The following is a 17,731-nucleotide window of genomic DNA, read 5'->3' as shown; positions in this document are numbered from 1 at the left end:
GACAGGCAGTTCGGGTAGGCCAGGACGGCCGTACCCGAACGTTCCGGCCGGCACGACGTTGCAGCCGAGGGCACCGCGAAGCGGCGCGAGGACGGCCCGGCAGCAGCAGAGGTGCTGGGGCCCGCACCAAAATGCTAAATAGTGCAAAAGAAAAGGCCGCCATTTTAACAAAATAGCGGCCTTAGCCGAACAGGACCTTAACTGGCTGGCATTAAGCTAACATCGCCGCCATTGTCGTTTGCATCCGCGAATCAGAAATTAATATTCGCCGCGATGCCACCAATAAATGCATCTTTCACTTCACTCACCGCACCCGGCGCCACCACATACTGCAGGTTCGGACGCAGTTGCAGCCACTTGGTCAGCTGAGCGTTGTAATAGATTTCGTAGTTGTACTCTGAACCATCCTGAATAGGCAGATAGGTTGGGCTGTTGAAATCAGTTTCACCGTTAGCGTTGTTCTGTTCACGCAGCGAGCGAGTATAGGCGCTGTTGACGTGAATACGCGCAGCACCGACACCAATCTCATCCTGTGGACGGGCATCAAATGGCCCTTTCCAGGTAAAGCTAATTGACTGATAGTTGTCCGTTTTCGAGGTTTTGTGGTCATTCATCACCGCTTGGACGGTCACACCCAAACCACGACTGGCATCGCCACCTTGCGCGGTTAACTGTTGTTGTAACAACACATAGCCGCCGTAAGCATGATCCTGGCTCTGGTAGGCCCCATCACGCCAGCTTCCGTAGTTATCGCCATTGGCGGATGAGTAGTAATAACCGATGCGGTAGTTGCCCGGCAGTTTGTCGGCCCCAAAGGTCGGTTTCCAACCCAATTCCACTGGCACCAGGTTACCTTCAGAGTTATTGGTGTCGAGGCGGAAACCGTTACCACTGTCGTAGTTGGAACTGTTCTGATTATAGAAGCCCACCTGGAAGAACACTTCCGGGGTAATGTTGAACTTCACGCGACCGCCCCATTGAGAAACAGGCCAGTTAAACCAGCGATCGCCACGCCAGTTACCCGCCTGGCCGCTACCAAAGGCGAGGTTCTGGAACTTACTGTCAAAGTTGTCGAAGTCTTCACCGACAGTGACACGACCTGCTTTCAGGTCGACGACATCGTTAAACAGTCCTTTACGCAACCAGAACTGCGTCAGACGCCAGGTTTGTCCACGACCATACACTTCCTGTACGGATGAAAGCATACCGGTGCGGCGGTCAGCTACCTGATCGGAAATGTTTTGCCCATTACGATCGGTAATGGTCATCTGAAACTCTGCATCCTGCCAGTTCAGCAGTTTTTCCAGGTCAAAGTTGGCGCCAAACGCCCACTGGTCGCTGTAACGCATTGAGGTGTTTTTATCTGAGCCGCCACCCAGGTTAGACGCGCTTTCCATGGTGTAGTTAACGTCGAATTTAATCCCGTCATTTTCCAACTGCGTTCGGTAGCCTCCCCAGTCACCGAACATATAAGGAGAATCATAACTGAATGCATCTGCTGCCATTGCAGACGCACTCAGCATCGCAAACATCAGGGTTCCCGCTGCCAGGCGGGGCATATGCTGCACTGCTTTTAATCTGTTCATGATCATTATTCTTTTGTGAGTTATCGGAAAGGATCGAACAGAGGATAGTGCTGGGGATATGTCAACTTTTGCAAATATGTGCGCAGTGAACAGCGGGGTGATAGTTAATTAACGCAATTGTGACAATGGTCTATGAATGAATATTTTTTTACAAGAATGGCATTTTTTGCATGGCAAAAAAACGAAAACGAGCTGGGGCGCCGCAGCGCCCCGTTTACTTTAGGCTTTACTGGCAGTGGCCAGCTCTTCAATTTCTTGCTTACTCAACTGCAGTTCAGTGGCTTTAACCAGCTCATCAATCTGTTCCAGCGAAGTTGCACTGACAATCGGTGCCGTGATGCTTGGACGGGCGATTTGCCACGCCAGCGCCACTTGCGTAGCTGACGCGTCATGCGAAGCCGCCACATCCTCTAACGCTTCGATGATGCGTTTGCCACGATCATTAAGGTACTTCTCGACAATCCCCTGCCCGCGCTTGCTTTTGCTGGCATCAGAAGGTTTTTTGTATTTGCCGCTGAGGAAACCGCTGGCAAGCGAGTAATAGTTGATCACGCCCAAGCCATTTTTTACCGCCACTTGCTCCAGCCCGTTTTCGTACTCTTGGCGGTCATACAAATTGTATTCCGGCTGCAAAGTCTCATAACGCGCCAGCCCCTCTTTCTTGCTGATATCCAGCGCTTCCTGCAGGCGTTTAGCGTTGTAGTTGGAGGCGCCAATCGCACGCACTTTGCCCTCCTTGATCAACGAATCAAAGGCTTTCAGCGTCTCGATCAGCGGGGTATCCTCATCATCACGGTGTGCCTGATAAAGATCGATGACGTCAGTTTGCAAGCGGCGCAGGGAATCTTCCACAGCCTGACGAATGTAAACGGGTTTCAGACCGGTTTTCTCGGGTGACAACTCCATACCCACTTTGGTCGCCAGCACAATGCTGTCGCGTTTTCCACTCTTCTTCAGCCACTTACCGATGATGGTTTCCGATTCACCCCCCTCATTACCCGGTGCCCAGCGCGAATACACATCCGCGGTATCGATGAAGAACAATCCTTTCTCCACCAGCGCATCGAGCAGCGAAAAAGAGGTCTTTTCGTCTACCGTCCAGCCAAAAACGTTGCCGCCAAAAGTGAGAAGCGGAACCTGAATACCACTGTCGCCAAGCTGACGGGTTTTCTGTTGACTCATTTTGTTCTCCTTATTGAAACGAGACATGACTGCTTTTGAGCTTAGCAAAGGAAATCGCTGCGCTTGTGCGTTTTCCTGCCAAAATGTTTACACAATATGAATACTTAGCTCGCCCAGGGCGATATTCTTATTTCCTTCAATTTTTGCCAGGATCGGGCGACTACAATGATTTCGTTTGCGAAACGGCCATTTTGTTTTCGCATTTGGGGAACATAAAACCGCTGGAGAGCAACATAGCAATGAACAGCCGAATGAAAAAAAGCCTGATAACCGTTGTCGTGATTGCCGCGCTCGCTGGCGGATATTACGGGTGGCAGCATCCAGCAGAACCGAGCAAACAACCGCAGGCACAGGGCCAGCACCATGGCCGTGGCGCGGGCGGGAGCGGTGCGGGACGCCGTCCTCTGGCCCCCGTGCAGGCAGCCGCGGCCACGACCCAAAGCGTGCCTTATTACCTCAGTGGCCTCGGCACGGTGACGGCAGCCAACACGGTCACCGTGCGCAGTCGCGTCGATGGGCAGCTGATGGCGCTGCATTTCCAGGAAGGCCAACAAGTCGCTGCGGGCGCACTATTGGCAGAGATCGATCCCCGCCCTTATCAAGTGGCTTTAATTCAGGCGCAGGGCCAACTGGCGAAAGACCAGGCAACCTTGTCCAATGCACGGCGTGATTTAAGTCGTTATGAAAAACTGGCGAAAACCTCGTTGGTGTCGCAACAAGAACTGGATACACAGCGCTCGTTGGTCAGCGAAACGCTCGGCACCATCAAAGCCGATGAAGGGAATGTTGCCAGCGCACAGCTCAATCTGACGTATAGCCGCATCACGGCACCGATTTCAGGTCGTGTTGGCCTGAAGCAAGTCGATGTCGGTAACTACATCACCTCCGGCGATACCACAGGTTTGGTGGTCATAACCGAAACGCATCCTATTGACGTAGTATTCAGCGTTGCCGAGAACAATATCAGTCAAATTCTTAAGGCGCAGAAAAGCGGCCAACCGCTGATTGTTGAGGCCTGGGACCGCAGTAACAAAACGCTCCTCACCAGCGGGACTTTGCTCAGCCTGGATAATCAGATCGATGCCACCACCGGCACCATCAAACTCAAAGCGCGTTTCGATAATCAGGATGACACGCTGTTCCCCAATCAGTTCGTTAATGCGCGCCTTAAAGTGGACACGCTGCAGGATGCAGTGGTGATCCCAACGGCTGCGCTGCAGATGAGCAACGACGGTCACTTTGTCTGGGTAGTGAACAGCGAAAACAAAGTGAGTAAAAAACGCGTCACCGCAGGTTTGCAGGATAGCCAAAAGGTGGTGATCACTGCTGGGCTGGAATCGGGTGAGCGGGTGGTGACTGACGGCCTGGACCGCCTGACCGAAGGTGCTACCGTGGAAGTGGTATCGCCCCAAAGCACTGCAACGCACAGCACCCGTGCGGCACAACCCGCCCGTGGAGAACGCCAATAATGCAGGTGATGCCTCCTGACAGCAGCGGTGGTCCATCGCGGCTGTTTATTCTCCGCCCGGTCGCCACCACGCTGATGATGATTGCCATTCTGTTGGCGGGCGTACTCGGCTATCGTTTTCTGCCGGTCTCCGCCCTGCCTGAAGTGGATTACCCCACGATTCAGGTCGTCACGCTCTATCCCGGTGCCAGCCCGGATGTGGTGACATCCTCAATCACTGCCCCGCTGGAGCGCCAGTTCGGTCAGATGTCAGGGCTGAAGCAGATGGCTTCACAGAGTTCAGGCGGCGCATCAGTGGTCACGTTGCAATTCCAGCTAAGCCTCTCGTTGGATGTCGCCGAGCAGGAAGTGCAGGCAGCAATTAACTCCGCCACCAACCTGTTGCCGAGCGACCTGCCGAACCCGCCGGTCTACAGCAAAGTGAATCCAGCCGATCCGCCGATTATGACGCTGGCCGTCACCACCACCAGCATGCCGCTAACGCAGGTGCAGGACATGGTGGAAACGCGCGTGGCGCAGAAAATATCCCAGGTTTCCGGTGTCGGTCTGGTGACCCTTTCGGGCGGGCAACGCCCGGCGGTGCGGGTCAAAATGAACACCCAAGCTCTGGCAGCACTGGGCTTGACCAGTGAAACGGTGCGCACCGCCATCACCAATGCCAACGTCAACTCCGCCAAGGGAAGCCTGGATGGCCCCACTCGCTCGATTACGCTCGCCGCCAATGATCAGATGACCTCTGCTGAGGATTATCGCAAGCTGATCATCAGCTACAACAACGGCGCGCCGGTACGTTTGGGTGATGTGGCCACCATCGAGCAAGGAGCGGAAAACAGCTGGCTCGGTGCCTGGGCCAACCGTCAGCAGGCAATTGTGCTTAACGTACAACGTCAGCCGGGTGCCAACATCATCGCCACTGCCGACAGCATTCGCGCACTGCTACCTTCACTCACCGCAACGCTACCGAAATCGGTGGATGTCAAACTGCTGACCGACCGCACCACCAATATCCGAGCCTCAGTGGCCGATACGCAGCACGAGCTGATGCTGGCGATTGGCCTGGTGGTGATGATCATCTATCTGTTTCTGCGTAACGTCCCCGCCACCATTATTCCCGCAGTAGCGGTTCCGCTGTCACTGGTCGGTACTTTTGCGGCGATGTATTTCCTCGGCTTTTCCATCAACAACCTGACGCTGATGGCCTTAACCATCGCCACCGGGTTTGTGGTGGATGACGCCATCGTGGTGATCGAAAACATCTCACGCTATATCGAGAAGGGGGAAAAGCCGATGACGGCGGCGCTGAAAGGCGCAGGCGAGATTGGCTTCACCATCATCTCACTCACCTTCTCGTTAATCGCCGTGCTGATCCCATTGCTGTTTATGGGCGATGTGATTGGTCGTTTGTTCCGCGAATTTGCCGTCACTTTGGCGGTGGCGATTTTGATTTCTGCCGTGGTGTCGCTGACGCTAACACCGATGATGTGTGCACGTATGCTAAGTGTGGAATCACTGCGTAAACAGAACCGCTTCTCACGCGCCAGTGAAGCGATGTTTGACCGCGTGATCGCCGGTTATGGCCGCTGGCTGACGCGGGTGTTACTGCACCCGTGGATCACGCTCTCGGTGGCACTGGGCACGCTACTGCTCACCGTATTGCTGTGGATTGCCATTCCGAAAGGCTTCTTCCCACAGCAGGACAACGGCATTATTCAAGGGACTTTGCAGGCCCCACAGTCCGTGTCGTATATCAGCATGGCGCAGCGCACCCGTGATGTAGCATCAATCATCATGAAAGATCCGGCAGTGCAGAGCCTGACGTCGTTTGTTGGCGTCGATGGCACCAATGCAGCCCTTAACAGCGCCCGTCTGCAGATCAACCTTAAGCCGCTGAATGAGCGCGATGACCGCATTCCCGCCGTGCAGAAGCGCTTGCAGCAGGAGATCGATAAAGTCCCTGGTGTGTCACTGTGGTTGCAACCGGTGCAGGATCTGACCATCGAAACCCAAGCGAGCCGCACGCCCTATCAGTTCACGTTGCAATCCGGTTCGCTCGAGTCCCTGAGCACCTGGGTGCCGAAGCTGCTGGAGCAGTTGAATGGCTTACCGCAATTGCGTGACGTCAGTAGCGACTGGCAAGATCAAGGGCTGGAAGCCTTTATACGTGTCGATCGCGACAGCGCCAGCCGCCTGGGTATCACCATGGCCGATGTTGATAACGCACTGTATAACGCCTTTGGTCAGCGTTTAATCTCCACCATTTACACCCAAGCCAACCAGTACCGTGTGGTACTGGAACAAAATAGCGAGCAAACGCCGGGGCTTGCCAGCCTCGAGGGTATCCGCCTCAACAGCAGTGACGGCGGCAGTGTTCCGCTCAGTGCTATCGCCCAAGTGGAAGAGCGCCATGCAGCGTTGAGTATTAACCATCTCGACCAGTTCCCTTCGGCCACCTTCTCATTCGATGTCGCCGAAGATTATTCGCTGGGCGAGGCGGTGAAAGCCATCAGCGCGGCAGAAGATCAGGTCGGCATGCCTGCCGAGATGATGACGCAGTTCCAGGGCAGCACGCTGGCATTTGAAGCGGCGCTCTCCAGCACGGTTTGGCTGATTATTGCCGCTGTGGTGGCGATGTATATCGTGCTCGGCGTGCTGTATGAGAGCTTTATTCACCCCATTACCATTCTCTCCACCCTGCCCACCGCGGGCGTCGGCGCTCTGCTGGCGCTGATGCTGAGCGGCAACGAGCTGGATATCATCGCCATCATCGGCATTATCTTGCTGATTGGTATCGTGAAGAAAAACGCCATCATGATGATCGACTTCGCACTGGCCGCCGAGCGTGAGCAAGGCATGGCCCCGCGTGAAGCCATTTATCAGGCCTGTTTGCTGCGTTTCCGCCCGATTCTAATGACCACGCTGGCCGCATTGCTGGGCGCGCTTCCGTTAATGATCAGTACCGGCGTGGGTGCCGAGTTGCGTCGCCCACTGGGCATCGCGATGGTCGGCGGTTTGATTCTGAGCCAGGTGCTGACGCTGTTTACCACACCGGTGATCTACCTGTTGTTTGATCGTCTGGCCCACGCCACTCGCCGTCGCTTTAAGCGCACCGAGGCGCAGCCGTGAAGTTCTTCGCGCTGTTTATTCATCGCCCTGTCGCGACGACGCTGTTGACATTGGCCATCGCGCTGGCCGGTATTCTCGGCTTCCGCTTGCTGCCGGTCGCACCCTTGCCGCAACTGGATTTTCCGGTGATCGTCATCTCCGCCTCGCTGCCGGGTGCTTCACCAGAAACCATGGCCGCATCCGTAGCGACACCGCTGGAGCGTTCGCTGGGGCGCATCGCGGGCGTGAGTGAGATGACCTCAACCAGCTCACTCGGCAGCACGCGCGTGATTTTGGTCTTCGATTTTGATCGCGACATCAACGGCGCGGCGCGCGATGTACAAGCGGCGATCAATGCGGCACAAAGCCTACTGCCAACCGGGATGCCAAGTCGCCCCACCTATCGCAAAGCCAACCCGTCCGATGCGCCGATCATGATCCTCACGCTCACCTCGGACATTTATAATCCCGGTCAGCTGTATGATTACGCTTCAACGCAGTTGGCGCAGAAGCTCTCCCAGATTCAGGGCGTAGGTGATGTCACAGTGGGCGGGAGTTCACTGCCTGCTGTGCGCGTAGACCTCAATCCACAGGCACTGTTCAATCAGGGCGTGTCGCTCGATGCAGTTCGCACCGCGATCAGCAACGCCAACCAACGTCGTCCTCAAGGCGCGATTGACGATGTGCAGCAGCGCTGGCAGGTACGCACCAACGATGAGCTGCAAACCGCAAGCGTGTATCAGCCATTGGTGGTGCACTACAACAACGGTGCGGCAGTGAGACTGAGCGATGTGGCTAACGTGCAGGACTCAGTGCAGGACGTGCGCAACGCCGGGATGACCAATGGCAAACCGGCGGTATTGCTGGTGGTGCGAAAGTCACCCGATGCCAACATCATCGAAACGGTGGATCGTATTCGTAGCGAAATGCCGCTGCTGCATGAAGTGATCCCCGCGGCCATCGATCTGCAAATTGCCCAAGACCGCTCCCCCACCATTCGTGCCTCGCTGCAGGAAGTGGAGCAGTCGTTAATTATCGCGGTGGCACTGGTGATTCTGGTGGTGTTTGTGTTCCTGCGAGATGGCCGCGCCACATTGATCCCCGCCGCCGCGGTACCGGTTTCGCTAATTGGCACTTTTGCAGCCATGTATTTGTGCGGCTTTAGCCTCAATAACCTGTCGCTGATGGCGCTCACCATTGCCACCGGATTTGTCGTCGATGACGCCATTGTGGTGCTGGAGAATATTGCGCGCCACGTCGAAGCCGGCATGAAGCCGCTGCAAGCGGCCCTGACCGGTGTGCGTGAAGTCGGCTTTACCGTGCTTTCCATGAGCCTGTCACTGATTGCGGTGTTCCTGCCGTTGCTGATGATTGGCGGCATCATTGGGCGCTTCTTCTCTGAATTTGCCATCACCCTGTCGGTGGCAATACTGATTTCGCTGTTTATCTCCATTACGCTGACGCCGATGATGTGCGCCTACCTGCTGAAACCCCAGGAGAAGCGTAGCCAGCCACGCACGCGCGGTTTTGGCAAAGTGATGCTGAAAGTGCAAAACGGCTATGCGCGCTCGCTGGGTTGGGTGTTGAATCACGCCATTTGGGTGTTGATGGTGCTGCTCGCCACGGTGGGATTAACAGTGTGGCTGTTTATCTCAATCCCGAAAACCTTTATGCCTGAGCAGGATACCGGCCGCTTGAACGGTTTTATCTCGGCGGATCAGAGCATTTCATTCCAGGCGATGCGCGGCAAATTGCAGGACTTTATGAACATCATCAAAGCCGATCCCGCGGTGGATAACGTGACTGGGTTTACCGGCGGTTCACGCACCAACAGCGGTTCGATGTTTGTTTCCCTAAAGCCCCTGTCTGAACGCAGTGAAAACGCCCAGGAAGTGATCGCACGCCTGCGCACCAAGCTGGCAAAGGAGCCTGGTGCCAACCTCTATCTCAATGCAGTGCAGGATATTCGCATTGGCGGACGTGAATCCAATGCCAGCTATCAGTACAGCTTGTTGTCGGACAACCTCGCCGACCTGCGCGAGTGGGAACCGAAAATTCGCCAGGCGTTTGCTGCCCTGCCGGAGTTAGCCGACGTGAACTCGGATCAGCAGGATAACGGCAGTGAAATGGACCTCACTTATGACCGCGAAAGCATGGCACGCCTTGGTATTGAAGTCTCTGCCGCCAATGCCCTGCTGAATAACGCCTTTGGTCAGCGCCAAATCTCCACCATCTATCAGCCGCTCAACCAATACAAAGTGGTGATGGAAGTCGACCCGCGCTATACCCAAGACATCAGCGCGCTGGATCAGATGTTCGTGATCAACAGTGATGGCAAGGCGATTCCGTTGAGTTGGTTCGCTAAATGGCAGCCCGCTAATGCACCGCTGTCGGTAAACCATGAGGGCTTGTCTGCCGCCTCCACCATTTCGTTTAACCTGCCAGAGGGTATGTCGCTGTCGCAGGCTTCTGATGCGATTGATCGCACCATGACCTCGCTAGGTGTGCCATCCAGCGTGCGCGGCAGCTTTGCCGGTACTGCACAAGTGTTTCAGCAATCGCAATCCAACCAGCTTTACCTGATGCTGGCGGCGATTGCAGCGGTGTATATCGTGCTGGGGATTTTGTATGAGAGTTACGTCCATCCGCTGACCATTCTCTCCACCCTGCCCTCGGCGGGTGTGGGCGCACTGCTGGCGCTTGAGTTGTTTAATACCCCCTTTAGTTTAATTGCGCTAATCGGCATTCTGCTGCTGATTGGCATCGTCAAAAAGAACGCCATTATGATGGTGGATTTCGCACTGGAGGCGCAACGTAGCGGCAATCTTTCAGCGCGTGACGCCATTTTCCAGGCGTGCCAGCTACGTTTCCGTCCGATTCTGATGACCACGCTGGCGGCGCTATTTGGCGCACTGCCGCTGGTGCTGACCAGCGGTGACGGTGCAGAGCTGCGACAGCCACTGGGCATCACTATCGCTGGTGGCCTGGTGATGAGCCAGTTGCTGACGCTGTACACCACGCCGGTGGTGTATTTGATGATGGATAAATTGAGCCGGCGTAAAAAAGAGACATTGGTTACAGAATGACCATGCTATACACCCTTGCTACATAGCATAAAGCGAGTAAACTTTATCCAGTAACAACTAAGGAGGTTTATATGTCTCAAGGTACCGTGTTCACAAGCAATCGTACGCAAAATGTGCGTATTCCTGCTGACGTACGCTTTCCTGATAACGTGAAAAATGTCACGGTGCGTGCGGTTGGTAAAGAACGCATTCTCACCCCCATTGAAAACGCCTGGGATAGTTTTTTCCTCGATGGCCCCAGCGTAAGCGATGATTTTATGAATGAGCGTGCATCACAGGAGCAATCTGACAGGGAAGATTTTTAATGTATCGTTATATGCTGGATACCAACATTGTCATCTATGTCATTAAACGCCGCCCGATAGAGGTTCTGGAACGCTTCAACGCCAATGTCGGGCGCATGGTCATCTCTTCAATTACTCTTGCTGAACTCATTCATGGCGCGGAAAAAAGTGCTTTTCCAGAGAGAAATTTACGCACGGTTGAAGACTTCATTTCCCGCCTGGACGTGCTCAGCTACGATCAAAAGGCAGCCTATCATTACGGCTCGATTCGCGCTGACCTGGAAAAAAAAGGCACGCCCATTGGTTTGAATGATTTGCACATCGCTGCACATGCGCGAAGTGAAGCTCTCACACTCATTACCAACAACCTGCGCGAATTTTCACGGGTCAACGGGCTAATCAGCGAAAACTGGCTTTAAAAAAACGGTACTCCCCATGAACTCGCAAAACGCCACCGTGCGCTGGCAGCTGTGGATCGTCGCCTTCGGCTTTTTTATGCAGTCGCTGGATACCACTATCGTCAACACCGCCATTCCCTCAATGGCGCGTGACCTGAACGTCAGCCCGTTGCATATGCATTCGGTTATTGTTTCGTATGTACTGACGGTAGCCGTCACCTTGCCGATCAGCGGCTGGCTGGCGGACCGCTTTGGCGTGCGCAATATCTTCTTCTGCGCCATCGTGCTGTTTAGTATCGGCTCGGTGCTCTGCGCCTTTTCCACCTCACTCGACCAACTGGTGATGGCACGCGTGGTGCAAGGCATCGGCGGTGCGATGATGGTGCCGGTCGGGCGCCTGACGGTGATGAAAATCGTGCCGCGCGAGCAATACATGTCGGCGATGACCTTTGTTACCACGCCAGGCCAAATTGGCCCGCTGCTCGGCCCAGCGCTGGGCGGGATCTTGGTGCAGTACGCCAGCTGGCACTGGATCTTCCTGATTAATATCCCGGTCGGCATCATCGGCGCGATTGCCACGCTGATGCTGATGCCGAATTACACCATGCAAACACGCCGTTTCGACTTCCTCGGCTTCGTGCTGCTGGCCGTGGGCATGGCAACCTTGACGCTGGCGCTGGATGGCGAACGCAGTACCGGTGGCTCACCCCTGCTGCTCGGCGCGCTGATTCTGGTCGGCGTATTTTCGCTGCTGTTTTATCTGATGCACGGCCGCAACAATGACAACGCGCTGTTTAGTCTAAAACTGTTCGATAATCGCATCTATTCGATCGGTCTACTTGGCAGTTTTACTGGCCGCATCGGTAGCGGCATGTTGCCCTTTATGACGCCGATCTTTCTTCAGGTCGGGCTTGGTTACAGCCCGTTCCATGCCGGTTTAATGATGATTCCGATGGTGCTCGGCAACATGGGCACCAAACGCGTGGTGGTGCGCATCGTTAATCTGTTCGGCTATCGCAATGCACTGGTGGGCGCGACCTTTGCGCTGGCACTGGTGGTGCTGTTGTTCCCCGCGGTGGCGCTACTGGGCTGGGCGTGGTTGCTGCCGGTGGTACTGCTGCTGCAAGGGATGGTCAATGCCATCCGCTTCTCCTCAATGAATACACTGACGCTGAAAGAGCTGCCAGACGATCTTGCTTCCAGCGGCAACAGCCTGCTGTCGATGATCATGCAGCTCTCGATGAGTATCGGTGTCACCGTTGCAGGCTTGCTGCTCGGTGCCTTTGGTCATGGTGTGGTTACCGATAGCGCTGCCGCACACCAAACCTTTATTTATACCTACCTGTGCATGGCATTGGTGATTGTCCTACCCGCATTGGTGTTCTGGCGGGTACCTAAAGATGTGAGCAAAAACGTGGATCTCAGAGGCAGGAGCAAAGGATGAAACAGCCGGTCAAACTCGGCATTGGCGCCAAGCTTTTTATGGCAATTTTTTCCACCTGCATGCTGGTGATCATCACCATGCATTGGGGTGTGCGTCTGAGCTTCGAGCACGGCTTTGTCGATTACATCAAGAAAGGCAATGAACAGCGCCTGACACTACTGAGCGATGCGCTGGCCGATCAGTATGAGCAACACGGCAATTGGGATTTTTTGCGTAATAACGATCGGCTAATATTCACCATTTTGCGTTCAATGGAGCAAAATCCCGGCAGCAGCAATCAGCTTCCCCCCCATGGCTGGCGCACGCAGTTCTGGATTATCGACCAGCAATACAAAGTGTTGTCTGGGCCGCGTTCCGAGGTCCCTCCGGAAGGACCCCGGCGCAACATCACCACCAGCACGGGGAAAGTCGTGGGTTGGGTGATAGCCTCACCCGCCGAACGCCTGACGCGCAGTACCGATATTAATTTTGACCTGCAACAGCGTCAGACCAGTTGGATGATTGTTGCCTTGACGACCTTGCTCGCCGCGCTGGTGACTTGGTTGCTTGCACGCGGTTTATTAGCGCCCGTTAAGCGGCTGGTGGATGGCACCCATGAACTTGCTGCCGGTAAATTTGCCACGCGCGTGGAAGTGGGCAGCAGCGATGAGATCGGCCAGCTGGCGCGCGATTTCAACCAACTGGCCAGTTCACTGGAGAAGAATGAGAGTAACCGCCGCGCCTTTATGGCCGATATCTCCCATGAGCTTCGTACCCCGCTTGCCATCATGCGTGGGGAGCTGGAGGCGATGCAGGACGGTGTTCGCAAGATGACGCCGGAAGCGATCACCTCATTGCAGAGCGAAGTGGTGGTATTGACCAAGCTAGTGGATGACCTACATCAGCTTTCGCTCTCTGATGCAGGTGCCCTCGCCTATCGTAAACAGCCGGTGGATTTAGTGAATTTACTGGAAGTGGTGGCGGGCAGCTTTGGTGAACGCTATCGCAGCCGCGAGTTAACGCTCACGCTGAATTTGCCCGCCAGAGCGGAGAGCTTTGGCGATCCGGATCGCCTGATGCAGCTATTTACTAACCTACTCGAGAACAGCCTGCGCTATACCGATGCGGGCGGTGAAGTGCGTCTTCGCCTGCTACAAAGCAATGAGGGCTGGCAGTTGCGCTTTGCCGACAGCTCGCCAGGTGTTGATGAGCAACATCAGGCCCATCTTTTTGAGCGTTTCTTCCGCGCTGAAAGCTCGCGCAATCGTGCCAGCGGCGGCTCCGGGTTGGGATTAGCCATCTGCAAAAATATTGTTGAAGCGCATAGCGGTAGCATTTCTGCGGATCACTCTGATTTAGGTGGACTGCAAATCACGCTAAACTTGCCCTATGTTCCTCACCAGAAATAAATTATGAGCCCGGATAATCACGATCCTCTGATCCTTGTTGTTGAAGATGAACCCAAACTGGCGCAGTTGATGATTGATTATCTTCAAGCGTCGAACTACCGCACCCATCACATTGCCGATGGTAATGAGGTGCTGAGTTACGTACAGCAGTCGCCACCTGATTTGATGCTGCTGGACTTAATGCTGCCCGGCCGCGATGGTTTGACGCTATGCCGCGAAATCCGCCGTTTCTCGGAGTTGCCAATCATTATGGTCACCGCACGTATCGAAGAGATCGATCGTCTGCTGGGGCTGGAGATTGGTGCTGATGACTACATCTGCAAACCTTTCAGCCCACGCGAGGTGGTGGCGCGGGTGAAAACCATCTTGCGTCGCGTGAAACGATCGCCTGAAGAGGCGCAGCTCGCCTCACATCTGTTGATCGACGAAGGCCGTTTTCAAGCCAGCTGGCGTGAGCAGCTTCTGGAACTGACACCGGCAGAATTTCGTCTGCTGAAAACCTTGGCGCTGGAACCGGGCAAAGTCTTTTCCCGTGAGCAGCTGTTGAACCATCTTTATGATGATTATCGCGTAGTGACAGACCGGACTATTGATAGTCACATTAAGAATCTGCGGCGCAAGCTGGAGAATCTGGACGCCGATCAACCCTTTATTCGTGCCGTGTACGGTATGGGCTATCGTTGGGAAGCGGACGTCTGCCGCCTGCTATAGCCATTTCATTGATCCAGGTCAATTAGTTAGGGTGCGGGCCTGCCTACAATTCCCCACCTTTTGCAGGGCCGCCTGGGGCGGTCACTGCACCTGCCATCCGCGATGGCATGCTGACCTGACATCAGTGAGAAATCCCCCATGTTTACACCCGAACTCCTTTCTCCAGCGGGATCGCTGAAGAATATGCGCTATGCCTTCGCCTATGGCGCTGACGCCGTGTACGCCGGTCAACCGCGCTATAGCCTGCGCGTGCGCAACAATGAATTTACCCATGAAGTGCTGGCCAAAGGGATCGAAGAAGCCCATCAGCTTGGCAAAAAGTTCTATGTGGTGGTGAACATTGCGCCGCATAACGCCAAGCTGAAAACCTTTATCCGCGACCTGACGCCCGTGGTCGCTATGCAGCCCGATGCGCTGATCATGTCCGACCCGGGCCTGATTATGTTGGTAAGAGAAGCCTTCCCCGAGATGCCGATTCACCTGTCGGTTCAGGCCAACGCCGTCAATTGGGCGACGGTAAAATTCTGGCAGCAGATGGGGCTGACTCGCGTGATTCTGTCGCGTGAGCTATCTCTGGATGAGATTGCGGAGATTCGCCAGCAGGTTCCGGAGATGGAAATTGAAATCTTTGTACACGGCGCGCTGTGCATGGCCTATTCCGGGCGCTGCTTACTTTCTGGTTATCTCAATAAGCGCGATCCCAATCAGGGGACCTGCACCAACGCCTGCCGCTGGGAATATAAGGTGGAAGAAGGCCAGCAGGACGAGATGGGCAATATCGTCGCCTTCCATCAACCGGTTGAGGTACAGGAACCGACACTGGGTATCGGCACAACCACCGATCGCGTATTCCTGCTAGAAGAGAAGATGAAACCTGGTGAGGTGATAAGTGCTTTTGAAGATGAGCACGGCACTTATATCATGAACTCTAAGGATCTGCGCGCGGTGGCCCACATCGAACGTCTGACGCAGATGGGCGTGCACTCGCTAAAAATAGAAGGACGCACCAAGTCCTTCTATTACTGCGCCCGTACCGCGCAGGTCTATCGCCGCGCCATTGATGATGCAGCAGCAGGCAAGCCTTTTGATCCGGCGCTACTGGAAACACTCGAAGGTCTGGCGCATCGCGGCTATACCGAAGGCTTTCTACGTCGCCATACCCACGACAGCTATCAGAATTACGAGTACGGTTTCTCTGTTTCAGAGCGCCAGCAGTTTGTTGGCGAATTTACGGGTGAACGGCGCGGTGAGTGGGCGCAGATTGCGGTGAAGAATAAGTTTTTGCTCGGCGATGCAGTCGAGATCATGACGCCACAAGGCAATCTGAACTGTACCCTTGAAGCCATGCAAAATGACAAAGGTGCAGCGGTGGATGTCGCGCCGGGTGATGGACATCGCGTGTGGATCCCCGTTCCAGAAGTGGTGGATCTTGCCTATGCACTGCTGCTGCGTAACTTTACCGACGGTAACACTACTTACGATCCGCACGGAAAAAAACGCACATAATGAAAAGAATGCGGCGAAGTTAGAACAGGATCACAGACCGCCGCTGCGCCTCGCTTTAGAATCGCGCCTGCTGCTAACGAGTAACAACAAACAGCAGGTAGTACCAGGAACCACCTCATTCACCCGCCCGGCTCCCCCGTGCGGGTTTTCTTTTTTCATCTCCCGCCGATAAAGTTCACTGCACAGCTATGCTATAACCACTGCATCGTATTTCGCGTCAAGGAACTGATTATGCAAAACAAACCGCTCACTCTGCTGATCCTTAATGGGAAAGGCGCTGGCAATGAAGATTTGCGTGCGGCAGTCAACACGCTGCGTGATGAAGGTTTTAATCTCGCGGTGCGCGTGACCTGGGAAAAAGGTGACGGTGAACGCTACGTTCAGGAAGCGGTGGATGTGCAGGCAGAAACCGTGGTGGCGGGCGGTGGCGATGGCACGATTAATGAGATTGCCACGGCGTTGGCGGCTATCTCAGCGGAAAAGCGCCCGGTATTGGGCATTTTACCGCTGGGTACAGCCAATGATTTTGCCACCAGCGTGGGTATTCCGCCGGAGATGGAACCAGCATTGCGTCTTGCGGTGTTAGGTAAAGCCAGCGCGATCGATTTAGCGCGCGTTAATGGTGATCGCTATTTCATCAATATGGCAACCGGTGGCTTTGGCACCCGCATTACAACGGAAACGCCTGAGAAGCTGAAGTCAGCGCTAGGCGGCGTGTCGTACTTTATTCATGGCTTGATGCGGGTGGATGCGCTGAAGCCGGATAGCTGTGAGATCAGCGGTCCCGGTTTTGAGTGGCAAGGTGATGCACTGGTGATCGGCATTGGCAATGGGCGCCAGGCGGGTGGCGGACAGAAACTGTGTCCGGATGCGCTGATTAATGATGGTCAGCTTAACCTGAGCATTGTGACTGCGCAGGAGCTGTTGCCGACGCTGCTGCACTCATTGACGCGTGATGATGAGAACCCGAATATCGTTAGCGCACAGTTGCAGTCGTTGAAGATTCACTCGCCGCACGAGATGACGTTTAATCTGGACGGTGAGCCACTGACCGGCAGTGAATTTGAGATTGAAGTGATGCCGGGCGCATTGAGTTGCCGTTTGCCACCGCAGTGCCCGCTGCTGGCGTAATGCTAGTTAGTTCGGTTGCTGGTGATGATGCTGGTTGAGTCGGCTTAGAACTACTGGTTATGACGCTGGTTGAAGCAGCTTAAGTCTGCTGGTTATGAGGCTGGTTGAAGCAGCTTAGGGCTGCTGGTTATGACGCAGTCTGAGGCCGCTTTGGGGCTGGCGGTCCTCGCGCCGCTGGCGCGGTACCTTCACTTCACTCGTCAGCCTGACGGACCGGCGCAGACGGGACTTTCCCTGTCCCTGCTGCGCCTTTCGCCAGCATCCATGCTGGCTCTCCTGGCTTCCTCATTCCGTTCAGCGCTGCGAAATGCCAGCCCCAAAGCGGCCACAGCTTGCTGATTAGCTTGCGTGCGCGCGGCAAGAAGTGCTGCCGGTTTAAACATTGTGGTTAATTGGCTGGTTTAGCTTTCGCCTTTTAGCCTAAAGCGGGGCCAGCCTGCTCATT

At 54.9% G+C, this 17,731-nt stretch carries 13 protein-coding genes; 11 read left to right on the top strand and 2 right to left on the bottom strand.

The genetic code is table 11. The features are described from left to right. Positions 1-251: 251 nt before the first annotated feature. On the bottom strand, positions 252-1,592 hold the full coding sequence (locus F3J38_RS17385) for a carbohydrate porin (protein ID WP_167140483.1): 1,341 nt from the start codon (positions 1,590-1,592) through the stop codon (positions 252-254). Positions 1,593-1,805: 213 nt separating this feature from the next. Continuing rightward, a complete protein-coding gene (locus F3J38_RS17380; protein ID WP_167140481.1) occupies positions 1,806-2,768 on the bottom strand; it encodes an aldo/keto reductase in 963 nt (320 codons plus the stop codon). A gap of 239 nt (positions 2,769-3,007) precedes the next feature. Between F3J38_RS17380 and F3J38_RS17375 the strand changes: the two genes are divergently transcribed. The 11 genes from F3J38_RS17375 to F3J38_RS17325 all read left to right on the top strand — a co-directional run bounded on the left by F3J38_RS17375 (position 3,008) and on the right by F3J38_RS17325 (position 17,625). Further along, positions 3,008-4,237, top strand: a complete 1,230-nt coding sequence (locus F3J38_RS17375) for an MdtA/MuxA family multidrug efflux RND transporter periplasmic adaptor subunit (RefSeq protein WP_167140479.1) — start codon at positions 3,008-3,010, stop codon at positions 4,235-4,237. Further along, complete coding sequence (locus F3J38_RS17370) at positions 4,237-7,359, top strand: MdtB/MuxB family multidrug efflux RND transporter permease subunit (RefSeq protein WP_167140477.1); 3,123 nt, start codon at positions 4,237-4,239, stop codon at positions 7,357-7,359. Before F3J38_RS17375 ends, F3J38_RS17370 begins: the two co-directional genes overlap by 1 nt. Continuing rightward, positions 7,356-10,424 (top strand): multidrug efflux RND transporter permease subunit MdtC, encoded by a 3,069-nt coding sequence (gene mdtC / locus F3J38_RS17365; protein ID WP_167140475.1) that lies wholly within the window; start codon positions 7,356-7,358, stop codon positions 10,422-10,424. Before F3J38_RS17370 ends, mdtC begins: the two co-directional genes overlap by 4 nt. 71 nt (positions 10,425-10,495) lie before the next feature. Then, positions 10,496-10,729 (top strand): type II toxin-antitoxin system VapB family antitoxin, encoded by a 234-nt coding sequence (gene vapB / locus F3J38_RS17360; protein WP_167140473.1) that lies wholly within the window; start codon positions 10,496-10,498, stop codon positions 10,727-10,729. Continuing rightward, positions 10,729-11,127: a type II toxin-antitoxin system tRNA(fMet)-specific endonuclease VapC gene (vapC, locus tag F3J38_RS17355; protein ID WP_167140470.1), complete on the top strand. Its 399-nt coding sequence runs from the start codon at positions 10,729-10,731 to the stop codon at positions 11,125-11,127. The genes vapB and vapC overlap by 1 nt, the downstream gene beginning before the upstream one ends. A 16-nt stretch (positions 11,128-11,143) precedes the next feature. Then, positions 11,144-12,550 (top strand): MFS transporter, encoded by a 1,407-nt coding sequence (locus tag F3J38_RS17350; RefSeq protein WP_167140452.1) that lies wholly within the window; start codon positions 11,144-11,146, stop codon positions 12,548-12,550. Further along, positions 12,547-13,938, top strand: coding sequence for an envelope stress sensor histidine kinase BaeS (gene baeS, locus F3J38_RS17345; RefSeq protein ID WP_167140450.1), 1,392 nt, complete (start codon positions 12,547-12,549; stop codon positions 13,936-13,938). The genes F3J38_RS17350 and baeS overlap by 4 nt, the downstream gene beginning before the upstream one ends. 3 nt (positions 13,939-13,941) lie before the next feature. Beyond that, positions 13,942-14,649 carry an envelope stress response regulator BaeR gene (gene baeR / locus F3J38_RS17340; protein ID WP_167140448.1) on the top strand — a complete coding sequence of 236 codons (708 nt, stop codon included), beginning with the start codon at positions 13,942-13,944 and terminating at the stop codon, positions 14,647-14,649. 138 nt (positions 14,650-14,787) lie between these two features. Beyond that, entirely contained in the window at positions 14,788-16,155 is a 1,368-nt protein-coding gene (trhP, locus tag F3J38_RS17335) for a prephenate-dependent tRNA uridine(34) hydroxylase TrhP (RefSeq protein ID WP_167140446.1), read from the top strand. 231 nt (positions 16,156-16,386) lie between these two features. Beyond that, positions 16,387-17,286 (top strand): lipid kinase YegS, encoded by a 900-nt coding sequence (yegS, locus tag F3J38_RS17330; protein WP_167140444.1) that lies wholly within the window; start codon positions 16,387-16,389, stop codon positions 17,284-17,286. A gap of 129 nt (positions 17,287-17,415) precedes the next feature. After that, on the top strand, positions 17,416-17,625 hold the full coding sequence (locus F3J38_RS17325; protein ID WP_167140442.1) for a hypothetical protein: 210 nt from the start codon (positions 17,416-17,418) through the stop codon (positions 17,623-17,625). Positions 17,626-17,731: the final 106 nt, after the last annotated feature.

Origin of the sequence: Candidatus Pantoea formicae, assembly GCF_011752625.1 — a bacterium.
GTDB lineage: Bacteria > Pseudomonadota > Gammaproteobacteria > Enterobacterales > Enterobacteriaceae > Pantoea > Pantoea formicae.
Note: the sequence above shows the minus strand (reverse complement) of the source record. Positions and strands in the feature narration are given on the sequence as shown.